The sequence below is a fragment of the Pelagimonas sp. genome (genome assembly GCF_050633425.1).
Taxonomy (GTDB): Bacteria; Pseudomonadota; Alphaproteobacteria; order Rhodobacterales; family Rhodobacteraceae; genus Pelagimonas.
This window is the reverse complement of sequence record NZ_JBOEGM010000034.1, coordinates 129153-141152: the sequence shown is the minus strand read 5'-3', so window position 1 is coordinate 141152 and position 12000 is coordinate 129153. Positions and strand designations below refer to the sequence as shown.

General features: G+C 57.1%; 14 protein-coding genes. All 14 read left to right on the top strand.

Going from position 1 to position 12000, the window contains the following annotated elements; translation table 11 throughout:
* Positions 1–238 precede the first annotated feature (238 nt).
* The 14 genes from ACRBB0_RS23640 (at position 239) to ACRBB0_RS23575 (ending at position 11983) form a co-directional block, all read left to right on the top strand.
* Positions 239–1099, top strand: coding sequence for a branched-chain amino acid aminotransferase (locus ACRBB0_RS23640; RefSeq protein ID WP_431376938.1), 861 nt, complete (start codon positions 239–241; stop codon positions 1097–1099).
* Between the two features lie 57 nt (positions 1100–1156).
* Positions 1157–1612 carry a universal stress protein gene (locus tag ACRBB0_RS23635; protein WP_431376937.1) on the top strand — a complete coding sequence of 152 codons (456 nt, stop codon included), beginning with the start codon at positions 1157–1159 and terminating at the stop codon, positions 1610–1612.
* 305 nt (positions 1613–1917) lie between these two features.
* A complete protein-coding gene (locus ACRBB0_RS23630) occupies positions 1918–2451 on the top strand; it encodes a ClbS/DfsB family four-helix bundle protein (RefSeq protein ID WP_431376936.1) in 534 nt (177 codons plus the stop codon).
* 67 nt (positions 2452–2518) lie between these two features.
* A complete protein-coding gene (locus tag ACRBB0_RS23625) occupies positions 2519–3082 on the top strand; it encodes a NifU family protein (RefSeq protein ID WP_431376935.1) in 564 nt (187 codons plus the stop codon).
* Positions 3072–3518, top strand: coding sequence for a GFA family protein (locus ACRBB0_RS23620; RefSeq protein ID WP_431376934.1), 447 nt, complete (start codon positions 3072–3074; stop codon positions 3516–3518). Before ACRBB0_RS23625 ends, ACRBB0_RS23620 begins: the two co-directional genes overlap by 11 nt.
* A complete protein-coding gene (gene tsaB, locus ACRBB0_RS23615; RefSeq protein ID WP_431376933.1) occupies positions 3515–4186 on the top strand; it encodes a tRNA (adenosine(37)-N6)-threonylcarbamoyltransferase complex dimerization subunit type 1 TsaB in 672 nt (223 codons plus the stop codon). Before ACRBB0_RS23620 ends, tsaB begins: the two co-directional genes overlap by 4 nt.
* A 26-nt stretch (positions 4187–4212) precedes the next feature.
* Entirely contained in the window at positions 4213–4608 is a 396-nt protein-coding gene (locus ACRBB0_RS23610; RefSeq protein ID WP_431376932.1) for a GNAT family N-acetyltransferase, read from the top strand.
* A gap of 125 nt (positions 4609–4733) precedes the next feature.
* Positions 4734–5741 (top strand): BMP family lipoprotein, encoded by a 1008-nt coding sequence (locus tag ACRBB0_RS23605; protein ID WP_431376931.1) that lies wholly within the window; start codon positions 4734–4736, stop codon positions 5739–5741.
* 257 nt (positions 5742–5998) lie between these two features.
* Entirely contained in the window at positions 5999–7543 is a 1545-nt protein-coding gene (locus ACRBB0_RS23600; RefSeq protein ID WP_431376930.1) for an ABC transporter ATP-binding protein, read from the top strand.
* Entirely contained in the window at positions 7536–8630 is a 1095-nt protein-coding gene (locus ACRBB0_RS23595; RefSeq protein ID WP_431376929.1) for an ABC transporter permease, read from the top strand. Before ACRBB0_RS23600 ends, ACRBB0_RS23595 begins: the two co-directional genes overlap by 8 nt.
* Positions 8630–9595: an ABC transporter permease gene (locus tag ACRBB0_RS23590; RefSeq protein WP_431376967.1), complete on the top strand. Its 966-nt coding sequence runs from the start codon at positions 8630–8632 to the stop codon at positions 9593–9595. The genes ACRBB0_RS23595 and ACRBB0_RS23590 overlap by 1 nt, the downstream gene beginning before the upstream one ends.
* 287 nt (positions 9596–9882) lie before the next feature.
* A complete protein-coding gene (locus tag ACRBB0_RS23585; protein ID WP_431376928.1) occupies positions 9883–10797 on the top strand; it encodes a sulfite exporter TauE/SafE family protein in 915 nt (304 codons plus the stop codon).
* Entirely contained in the window at positions 10794–11546 is a 753-nt protein-coding gene (locus tag ACRBB0_RS23580; RefSeq protein ID WP_431376927.1) for a TIGR02186 family protein, read from the top strand. The genes ACRBB0_RS23585 and ACRBB0_RS23580 overlap by 4 nt, the downstream gene beginning before the upstream one ends.
* On the top strand, positions 11543–11983 hold the full coding sequence (locus tag ACRBB0_RS23575) for an acyl-CoA thioesterase (protein ID WP_431376926.1): 441 nt from the start codon (positions 11543–11545) through the stop codon (positions 11981–11983). The genes ACRBB0_RS23580 and ACRBB0_RS23575 overlap by 4 nt, the downstream gene beginning before the upstream one ends.
* The last annotated feature ends 17 nt before the right edge of the window (positions 11984–12000 follow it).

Here is a 12000-nt window from a genome sequence, read left to right as displayed (position 1 = left end):
CCCGCCCCCCCAATTTCAGACAATACCGCACCTGTTTCTGGGTTTCCTTGGGCAAGATGCGACCCGAGCCTGCCCCGCTGATTTTGTCAGCCTGTGTCTCTCCCGTTGTATCTCGGCTCATTTTTGGCTGATGCCACTCATCAAGAAAAATGATGAATTGTGGGCCTTTGGGCGGCGCACTGCCCTAGACCTCTGCGTCGCACAGGCCTAGCTTGCCCAAAAATCAGGAGAACAGAAGATGGCGATCGGTAAAAACATCCGCACCTATTTCAATGGCGCATGGCACGATGGCGATGCGATGGTGATGCGGGCGGCGGATCACGGATCGTGGCTTGGGACCACAGTTTTTGATGGCGCACGGATGGTCAATGGGCTGGTCCCCGATCTGGAACCCCACTGTGCCCGCACCAATCGCTCTGCGACCGCTTTGCTGCTCAAGCCAACGGTCTCGACGGAGGATATGGTTGAGATCGTGCGCGAAGGTCTCAAGGGGTTTGCCCCCGGTGCCGCCGTGTACATTCGGCCGATGTATTGGGGCATTCATGGCAATCCGACAGCTATTATGCCGTCTGAGGATGAGACGGGATTTGCCATCAGTCTTGAAGAAATCCCAATGGCCCCGGAAACAGCCTCAACCACCTTGGGCTATACCCGTTTTCGCCGCCCTGTGATGGAAAACGCCGTGGTGAATGCCAAGGCCGGCTGCCTTTATCCCAACAATGCCCGTATGTTGGCCGAAGTCCGCACCCGCGGATTTGGCAACGCTCTGGTTGCCGATGCCATCGGAAACGTCGCCGAGACCGCTACGGCCAACGTGTTTATGGTCAAGGATGGCGACGTTTTCACACCCGCCGCAAATGGCACTTTCCTTGCTGGCATCACCCGAGCCCGCCACATCAGCAACTTGCGCGCAGACGGGATCACAGTACATGAATCAGTGCTGAGTTTTGAGGACTTCAACGATGCCGATGAGGTGTTCTTGTCGGGCAATATGAACAAAGTCACCCCGGTGACTGGCATCGAAGACCAGAGTTACCAAGTCGGGCCGATGACACGCCGCGTGCGCGAGTTGTATTGGGATTGGGCTGCCTCGCAATAGAGGCCGCTTGCCAGTCGCAAATCGCGCAGGCATGATCGACGCGAGAGGGAGTGTACCATGCGCAAGTTTCTAGTTGTCCTGGATGACAGCCGTGAATGCCTGAATGCGATGCGTTTCGCGGCGATGCGGGCGGCCAATACCGGCGGCGGAGTGGCTATTCTTTCGGTGATTCCGCCGGATGAGTTTAACCACTGGATCGGCGTGGGCGCAGTGATGCGCGAAGAAGCGCGGGAACGTATTCACGCCCATTTTGAGGTGTTCGCCAAATGGATGCGTGACAAACAGGGTGTCGACCCGGAACTGGTGATCCGCGAAGGCGACGCCGTGCCAGAGATCATTTCTCATGTGCAATCCGATCCCGAAGTCGGGGTTTTGGTTTTGGGGGCCGCCGTCGATAAAAAGGGCCCCGGTCCGATTATCACCCAATTGATGCGCAACAGTTCCGGGCTTCCAATCCCAATCACGGTTGTCCCCGGCGACATGTCCAAAGAACGTTTGGAAGCCGTGACCTAAACCTGCCGGCAACCAAGAGGTGACGGCAGGCGCAAAGGGATGGAAACGGCCATTTTTCGCCGTGCCAGGGATTGCGCAAACACGCCTTCCACAGGGGCATCTCAATTGTCTTAAAAGGTGTTTTCCGTTTTTTTCGCAGGTGCTTAACGCCTTGGCGGGCTGTTTTACCAGGTCTAAGGCCTAGAACCACACATCGTGTGATTGGATAAACCGGGGGCCGCCCCGTTTCGCCGCCCCAAGCGATGAGCCATGTCAAAGCCTTGCAAAAACGAACCCCTTAGTCTTCGCGACAAAGGAGAGAATCTATGCCCGCAGCCGCCTGCAAAGCCGATTTGTTATCTGTCGCCGCCAAGGAATTTGCCAAACTAGAGACGCTCTTGGACAAGGTTCCCAATAACGTCCAGACCGCCCCTGATTCCGAAGCCGACAATGCGACGCTCAAAGACATCGTCGGACACCGCGCCCATTGGATCGCCTTGTTCTTGGGATGGTATCACGATGGTCAGGACGGCAAAGACGTCGCCTTTCCAGCCCCCGGTTATAAATGGAACGACTTGAAGCGCTTCAATGCTGACCTTCGGTCAGAGCAAGCCGATCTGAGCTGGGCCGACGCGCGTGAGATGCTCAGACGCAATCACGCAAAACTTGTGGAATTTGTGGAAGAGCTGTCGGAAGATGCGCTCTATGGCGGCCCCATGACGGGGGCCAACAACAAATGGACACCGGGCCGATGGGCTGAAGCTGCGGGTCCGTCGCATTATAGATCCGCTGCGAAATACATCCGGGCCCGGCTTCGGGATATGGCGCATATGCCCCCTACGGACAATTCCTTAGAATAATTCTAAACCTTGACCTTTGGCCCGCTGGTGCGCATATTCCGCATAGATCAGAAAAGGCGCGTCCAAGATGTTCATCCAGACCGAATCCACACCTAACCCCGCCACGCTCAAGTTTCTGCCCGGCCTGACTGTGCTTGACATGGGTACCGCCGATTTCCCAAGCGCGGAAGCGGCCAGCGGCTCTCCTTTGGCCCAGCGTTTGTTCGCCGTTGATGGTGTGACAGGCGTATTTTTCGGCAATGATTTTGTCACCGTGACCAAAGGTGATGATGTTGACTGGGATCACCTGAAACCGTCGATCCTTGGCGGCATCATGGAACATTTCCAAAGCGGTCAGCCGGTGATGTCGGACGGCGCTGCTCAGGCTGGCGGTCATGCCGATCATGACGGCGAAGACGGTGAAATTGTCGGTCAAATCAAAGAGCTACTGGACAGCCGCGTGCGCCCTGCTGTGGCCCAAGATGGCGGCGACATCACGTTTCACGGCTTTGATCGCGGCGTTGTTTACCTGCACATGCAGGGGGCCTGCGCGGGCTGCCCATCGTCGACATTGACGCTGAAAATGGGCATCGAAAACCTGCTGCGCCACTACATCCCCGAGGTGACAGAGGTGCGCCCTGTTGCCGTCTGACACCCTGTCAGGCCGTTGTTATTGCGGCACAACTTCGTTTCACGCCGATGGGCCACCTTTGACGGTGGCCTATTGTCATTGTGGCGACTGCCGACGTTGGTCGGGCGCTCCGGTCTCTGCCTTTGCAGCGATGTCGCCGAGCGCGGTTCACGTCACTCCCCAGATGATCTGGAAATCCAGTTTTACGGGTGTCACGCGGGCCAATTGCCCTGAGTGCGGTTCGCCCTTGGCGGCGCGTTTTGACTATCTGCCCGACCAAATCTACATCCCAGTTGGCCTGTTTGATCAGCCGGAACTCCTCCTTCCCCAACACCATTCGCATTTCGGATCGCGGCTTGATTGGTTACATCTGACCGACGATTTGCCAAAATCCGAGGCTTCGGCGCGGGGCGCGCTCTTGTCTTCTGGCCCTACTCACGGCACAGACACGCCATGACACATGCGCCTCTGATCCTCGGTTTCGATACCTCCGGCCCCTGTTGCACGGCGGCTTTGTTGCGCGGTGACATTCTTGTCGCCTCGCAAACCCAAGACATGGCCCGTGGTCAGGCCGAGCGGATCATGCCCCTGATCCAAGAGGTTCTGATCGCTGGTAATGTGGATTTTTCCAACCTGGACGCCATCGGCGTTGGCATTGGCCCCGGAAACTTCACCGGCATCCGCATTTCGGTATCGGCCGCCCGTGGTCTTGCTTTGGCGCTGGATATTCCAGCCATCGGCGTGTCACAATTCCAGGCTTTGGCGCTTGGCGTCGACGGCCCGGTTGTCTGTAGTGTCGCCGCCCCGCGCGACCGGCTTTATGTGCAAACGTTGAATGACAATAGCGCAAGCGCCGCCGCACTTTGTGATTTGGACACGCTTAGGCTACCAAACCCCAAGGCAGAAGCCGCCGCGATTGGCGTGCATGCAGATGAGATCGCCAAGCGCACTGGTGGCCGGGTTTTGACCGCCAAATATCCGCCGGCAGAAGCCATCGCACGCCAAGCCCTGTGCAACATGCACAATGCGAACCTGACACCTCCGGCCCCGCTCTATTTGCGCCCGGCCGATGCCGCCCCGTCGCGCAACGCGCCGCCCGTCATTCTGGCGGACCCGTCTGCGTGACCTCCCCGGCGATGACACCCGCAGGAATGACAGCCCTCTATGCGCGCTGCTTTCCCGATCGCCCGTGGGAACAATCGGAAATCACGGCACTGTTGAAACGGCGCGATGTCATCTCAGCCATCGCCCCCCATGGCTTTGTCATGGCCAGTTGCATCCCCCCCGAAGCCGAGATTTTAACCATCGCGGTGTCGCCCGATCACCGGCGCCAGGGCATTGCTCAGGGGCTTTTTCGGACTCTTTGGTCAAATTTTTCAACGCGCGGCATAGATACGGTTTTTCTAGAGGTCGCATCGGGCAACACCGCCGCGCTTGGCCTGTACAAAAGCTTTGACTTCCAAGAGGTTGGCCGCCGAAAGGGCTATTATTCCCGCATCAATGCCCCGGCGGAGGACGCAGTGGTTATGCGATGGGCGCTGACCTAGCGGAATTTCCCCTAAACCCCTTTGTTGCCAAGATTCCGGTTGACCGCTGCGCGTGGCTTGCGTCTTTATTGCCTATCACAAACGAAACGGCGACTCTGTCCGCCGTTCACACCTGGGAGCAACACATGACTTTCATGAAAACAATTCTCGGCACAGCCGCTGCAATGGCGCTGACTGCCGGCGCGGCTTTGGCTGATCCGGCGCTGATCTATGATCTTGGCGGCAAGTTCGACAAATCCTTTAACGAAGCAGCCTTTGGTGGCGCGGAGCGTTGGGCAAAAGAAACCGGCGGGTCGTACAAAGACATCGAAATCCAGTCCGAAGCACAGCGTGAGCAGGCCCTGCGCCGTTTCGCCGAAGCGGGCTTTAACCCTGTTGTGACCACAGGCTTTGCCATCGCCGGGTCTATCGACGCGGTTGCGGCGGACTATCCTGACACCAAATTCGTCACAATCGACGGCTGGGTTGACCCGGCCAAGCACAGCAACGTTGTGTCGATCCTCTTCTCTGAGCACGAAGGCTCTTACCTTGTTGGCATGATGGCCGGTATGGCGTCCAAGTCGAAAACCGTTGGCTTTATCGGCGGCATGGACATCCCATTGATCCGCAAATTCGCCTGTGGCTATGCCCAAGGTGTTATGGCCGCCAACCCTGACGCGACTGTTGTCTCCAACATGACCGGCACCACCCCGGCGGCTTGGAATGACCCGGTAAAAGGCTCTGAGCTGGCGCGCGCCCAGATCAGCCAAGGCGCAGACGTGATCTATGCAGCGGCAGGCGGCACCGGCATTGGTGTTCTGCAAACCGCTGCCAAGGAAAACATCCTGTCCGTCGGCGTTGACAGCAACCAAAACCACATGCACCCCGGTCAGGTTCTGACCTCCATGCTCAAGCGCGTGGACGTGGCTGTGTTCGATTCGATGACAGCGGGTGCTGATCTCGAAACCGGCACCGTCAAAGTCTTCGGTCTGGCCGAAGAAGGTGTTGGCTACGCTCTGGATGAGCACAACGCCCCCTTGGTGTCCGATGAGATGAAAGCAGCCGTTGATGCGGCCCGCGATCAGATCATCGCAGGTGAGCTCAAAGTGCACGACTATTCGTCGGATGACAGCTGCCCAGTCCTGAAATTCTAATCCAAACGGATTAGGCTTTTAACGAAGGCCGCGCCTGATTTGGCGCGGCCTTTTTGTTTCCGATCCGCGCCCTTTCGAGGCACGAATAGAACGGATTAAGATTTCGTTACGAATTCCGAGACAAACCGGGCGCTTGGCCTTGACTCGGATGCCGCAAAGCAAAACAAATATGCTTTGAGCAATAACCACGCCCCTGGCCACCGGACTGACGGGCGGCCTGACAGGCAACAACAAAGACATGCTCTCGTGGAGGACGGATGACCGAAACCGCAGCCATCGAACTCAAAGGCATTTCCAAAGCCTTTGGCCCTGTGCAGGCCAACAAAGATATCTCGATCCGGGTGATGCCGGGCACGATCCATGGGATTATCGGTGAAAACGGCGCGGGGAAATCTACCCTGATGTCGATCCTGTATGGCTTTTACAAAGCTGACAGCGGCCAGATTTTCATCAACGGCAAAGAGACCGAAATTCCTGATAGTCAGGCCGCGATTGCCGCCGGGATTGGCATGGTGTTTCAGCACTTTAAGCTGGTGCAGAATTTCAGCGTGCTGGAAAACGTCATCCTTGGGGCCGAAGATGGCCGCATGTTGCAACCCAGCCTGCGCAAAGCGCGCGGTGTGCTCAAACATCTGGCGGAAGAATACGAGCTTCAGGTTGATCCAGAAGCCTTGATCGAAGACCTCTCCGTGGGTCACCAACAACGGGTTGAAATCCTCAAAGCACTGTATCGCGAAGCCGATATTCTGATCTTGGATGAACCAACCGGCGTGTTGACCCCGGCCGAAGCCGATCACCTGTTCCGCATCCTCGAAGGCCTTCGCAAAGAAGGCAAGACGATCATCCTGATCACCCATAAACTGCGCGAAATCATGGAAATCACCGATACCGTATCGGTGATGCGGCGCGGCGAAATGACCGCGACCGTCAAGACATCCGACACAAGCCCCGAAGAGCTCGCTGAACTGATGGTGGGCCGCAAGGTCTTGCTTCGGGTCGACAAAGTCCCCGCCAAGCCGGGCAAAGCGGTGCTTGAAGTGGAGAACCTGCGCCATATTGATGAAGCTGGGGTTGAGCGCCTCAAAGGAATTTCCCTGAACGTGCGCGCCGGTGAAATTGTTGGCATTGCTGGTGTTTCGGGCAACGGACAGTCCGAACTTATGCGGGTGCTGGGCGGTTACGGCCACGCCACCGGCAACATCCGCATGAATGGCGAAGAATTGGACCTGACGGGCAAACAATCAGACGGCCAATCGCGCCGCGCCCGTGGCATCGGCCATGTCCCCGAAGATCGCCACCACGAGGGCCTGATCCTTGATTATTCAGCGTGGGAAAACACGGTGTTCGGCTATCATCGTGGCCCCGAAACCGGCAACGGATTTTTGATGGATAACAAAGCCATCAAGGCCGAGGCACAAGCCAAAATGGATCGTTTCGACGTTCGCCCGCCCCATCCCTGGCTTAATGCCAAAGACTTTTCCGGCGGCAACCAGCAGAAAATCGTTTTGGCGCGCGAGATTGAGCGTAACCCAGATCTGCTCCTGATCGGCCAACCCACGCGTGGCGTCGATATTGGGGCGATCGAATTCATTCACCAACAGATTGTACGACTGCGCGATGCGGGCAAGGCGATCTTGCTGGTCTCGGTTGAGCTTGATGAAATCATGTCATTGTCTGATCGGATTGCCGTGATGTTTGACGGGCAAATCATGGGCGAACGCCTCCCCTCAGACACCGATCAAACCGAGTTGGGCCTGTTGATGGCCGGCGTGACAAACACCAAGGAGCTGGCCAATGGATAAGATGCCCGCCTGGGCCGACGCGGTCCTTGTTCCCCTGATCTCAATCCTGCTGGCCGCAGCCATTTCGGCGTTGGTCATTCTTGCCATCGGTGAGAACCCGGTTGAGGCCTTTATGATCATGGTCAAAGAGGCGCTTAGCACCTCACGCGGGATCGGCTATACGCTCTACTACGCGACCAACTTTATCTTTACCGGGCTGGCGGTTGCCGTCGCGTTTCACGCCCGTATGTTCAACATCGGTGGCGAAGGTCAGGCGATGATGGGCGGCCTCGGCGTGGCGCTGATCTGTCTCTATGTGCCATGGCCGCATTGGACGCTGGCTTTGTTCGGCGCGGCGGCGATTTCGGCTTTGTTTGGTGCGGCTTGGGCCTATATCCCAGCCTATTTGCAAGCCAAACGCGGCAGCCATATCGTGATCACCACGATCATGTTCAACTTTATCGCCTTTTCGCTGCTGAACTACATTCTGGTAAACGTGCTACGCCCGCAGGGCTCGATGGACCCGGCAACAGCCAAGTTCCCCGAAGCAACGTTTTTGCCGACCTTCCAAAGCATGTTCTCTACCGCCGACACGGTGATGTTCCGCAACGCTCCGGCGAATGTGACCTTCTTTGTGGCTTTGGCCGCTTGTGTTGCGGTCTACGTTCTGATCTGGCGCACCCGCTTGGGGTATGAAATTCGGGCCTTTGGGCTGTCGGAAACCGGCGCGCTCTATGCTGGCATTTCCCCGGTCAAAATCACCATCGTGTCGATGCTGATCTCTGGCGGCTTGGCCGGAATGATGGCGCTGAACACCACTATGGGCGAGGCCGAGCGTCTGGTTCTAAACGCCACCGAAGGCGCAGGTTTCATCGGCATTGCCGTGGCGCTGATGGGGCGGTCGCATCCGTTTGGCATCCTGCTTGCTGCATTGCTGTTTGGGTTTATGTATCAAGGCGGCTCGGAATTGGCCTTCTGGACCAACATTCCGCAACAGCTGATCATCGTGATTCAAGCCCTTGTGATCCTGTTCACCGGAGCGCTCGACAATATGGTGCGCATGCCACTCGAAAAACTGTTCCTGAGCATCCGTAAGGGAGACGCATGATGGATATTGATACCATTGTTCAGGTCTTGGACAGCTCCATCCGCCTCTCAACCCCGTTGCTTTTGGCCTGTCTGGCCGGCCTGTTTAGCGAGCGCGCCGGGATTTTTGATATCGGACTTGAGGGCAAGATGCTGATCTCGGCCTTTTTCTCGGCGGCCATTGCCTACACCACCGGCTCTGTCTGGCTTGGTCTTTTGGCGGGCATCGCGGCGTCACTGGCGCTTTCGGCGATCCATGGCCTTGCTTCGATCACCTTTCGCGGCAATCAGCTGATTTCCGGTGTGGCTTTGAACTTTCTTGCCTCAGGCCTTACGGTTTTGATCGCACAAAGCTGGTTCAAACAAGGCGGGCGCACCCCCACGATCCCAGAAGAACAGCGCTTCCAAGAAATCACCCTGCCCTTTGCCGATGCCTTGCGTGATGTTCCTTTGCTTGGCCCAGTCTATTCGGACCTGATCTCGGGCAACTCTGCGCTGGCCTATATCGCCTTTGCCATGGTGCCGCTGACATGGTGGGTGCTGTTTCGCACCCGCTTCGGCCTGCGCCTGCGCGCGGTGGGTGAGGCCCCCGATGCGGTCGACACCGCCGGTGTTTCGGTCATCGGACTACGCTTTGCCGCCGTCGGCATTTGCGGGGTTCTATGTGGTATTGCAGGGGCTTACCTCGCGACATCGCTCCAAGCGGGTTTTGTAAAAGAAATGACCGCGGGACGCGGCTATATCGCTCTGGCGGCACTGATCTTTGCAAAATGGCGCCCGTGGTACGCGTTGATGGCCTGTTTGCTGTTTGGCTTCCTGCAAGCGGTGGCACTGCGTTTCCAGAACATTGATCTTGGCGGCGTTGTGATCCCTGTACAAATGATGGAAGCTCTGCCCTACATCCTCACTGTGGTCATCCTCGCTGGGTTTGTCGGCAAAGCCATCCCCCCCCGTGCGGGCGGCGAACCCTATGTAAAAGAGCGGTAACCACACCGCGAAACAGAAGACGGAAAGCAACAGAAGCCCCTGACGCCAGAACGCCAGTATCCGCTTTGATCTCGATGTCGGTCTCGGCGTCTGGTCAGGGCGGATGTCTGGGCGGATGTCTGGGCATCGGTCAGGGGCTGTGTCCGTGCATAAAAACCAAGCAAACCCTGTGTGGGTCTCATTCTTGGTGCCGATTGTCCTATCCAGTTGTGGCCGTTTTGTAAGTCCAACGCCAAACACGCGTCGCTGCACTTGCATAAAAGCGGCCTAAGGCGCTAGGAAAGACTATGCAGGTCTACCTTCCTATCGCCGAAGTATCGGTCAATGCGTTCCTCCTTTTGGGGTTGGGCGGGCTCGTGGGTGTACTCTCGGGCATGTTCGGCGTCGGAGGCGGGTTTTTGATGACACCGCTTTTGTTCTTTATCGGCATTCCACCCGCGGTCGCCGTTGCCACAGAAGCCAACCAAATCGTCGCCTCATCCTTCTCCGGCGTTCTGGCGCATTTCAGGCGAAAGACGGTGGACCTCCGAATGGGCACGGTGCTGCTCATTGGCGGTCTCGCCGGGGCAGCACTGGGTGTTGTGGTCTTCAACTACCTCAAAAGCGTCGGCCAGGTCGATTTGTTGGTCAAGCTTTGCTATGTGGTTTTCCTTGGCATCATCGGCGGGTTGATGTTCATCGAAAGCTTGAACGCCATTCGCAAAACCAAGGCGGGCGTGGCCCCCAAGCGCAAGAAACATAACTGGATTCATGGCCTTCCGCTCAAAATGCGGTTCCGCACTTCCGGGCTTTATATCTCCGTCATCCCGCCACTGATTGTTGGCGTCTGCGTCGGTATTCTGGCTGCGATCATGGGTGTTGGTGGCGGCTTTATCATGGTGCCTGCGATGATCTACCTGCTTGGCATGCCAACCAAAGTTGTTGTCGGCACATCGCTTTTCCAGATCATTTTCGTCACCGCCTTCACGACCCTTTTGCACGCCACCACCAACTTTACAGTCGATATCGTTTTGGCGGTTCTCTTGCTGGTCGGTGGGGTCATCGGTGCCCAATTCGGTGCTGTGATTGGTGCCAAGCTCAAGGCCGAACAGCTCCGCATCTTGCTGGCGCTGATGGTTTTGGGCGTCTGCGGCAAACTGGGGTTTGACCTGTTGGTCATGCCAACCGAGCTGTTTAGCCTTGGCGCGGCAGGGGGCCATTGATGCGCATTCTAGCTGCACTCCTCATCCTGCTCGCCAGCCCGCTATTGGCCGAAGAAGTGGTCCTTGGCCTTAGCAAAGACCAAATCGCGATTTCTGCCGATTTCAATGGCTCCGAAATCCTGATCTATGGTGCGGTCAAACGCGAAACCGAAATTCCCAAAGATCCTTTGCATGTGATCATCACCGTTGCGGGCCCCTCCCAACCTGTGACGGTCCGCAAAAAGGATCGCCGCTTTGGCATTTGGATCAATACCGAAGCCGTTGAAATCGACAGCGCGCCAAGCTTCTACGCCGTTGCCACCTCGCATGAATGGCCAACGGTTATCTCCGACACCGAAGATTTGCGCTATAAAATCTCGGTTGAACGCGCGATCCGCGCCGTCGATGTCTCGGCCCCAGATCCGCAACGCTTTACCGAAGCCTTGACGCGTATCCGTACCTCGGAGAACAAGTTCCAGCAGCGCGATTTCGAAGTAAACCTGCGCGAACAAACGCTGTTCGACACCTCAATTGCCATGCCGGCAAACCTCACCGAAGGTGCCTATAAAACCCGCGTGTTCCTGACACGCGATCGGAAAGTCATTTCAGTCTATGAAACTGAAATAGAGGTGCGCAAAGTTGGCTTGGAACGTTGGTTGTTCAGCCTGTCACGCCAACAACCACTTATCTATGGGTTGATGTCCTTGGCCATCGCCATCATCGCCGGTTGGGGCGCGTCGACCGCCTTCACAATGCTGCGCCGCGGATGAAACGCCCAGCAGCGGCGAACCGCGAATCCTTTCGCGCATTTGTATCGCTACAAACCCGCTGGGCGGATAACGACGAATACGGCCACATGAACAACGCGACCTATTTGTCGTTGTTTGATACCGCGCTTAGCCTCTGGCAGATGCAAAACGGTCTCGACATCCGTGGCCCACAGGCCTTGCGCTTTCTCGTTGTCGAATCCGGCTGCAAATACCACGCTGAAATCGGCTTTCCAGATGCATTAACCGCTGGTTTGCGCCTCGCCCATCTCGGCACAAGCTCATATCGCGTCGAAATTGGCCTGTTTCGTGGTGACAGCGCACAGGCCGCGGCCGAAGGCTTCTTTGCCCAGGTCCTCGTCGACAACAGCACGGCGTCTCCAAGGCCAATCCCTGACGCGGTCCGCAAAACGCTCTCGCAACTGCTCCCGGTGACCTAGTGCCGTCACCTTGCCCC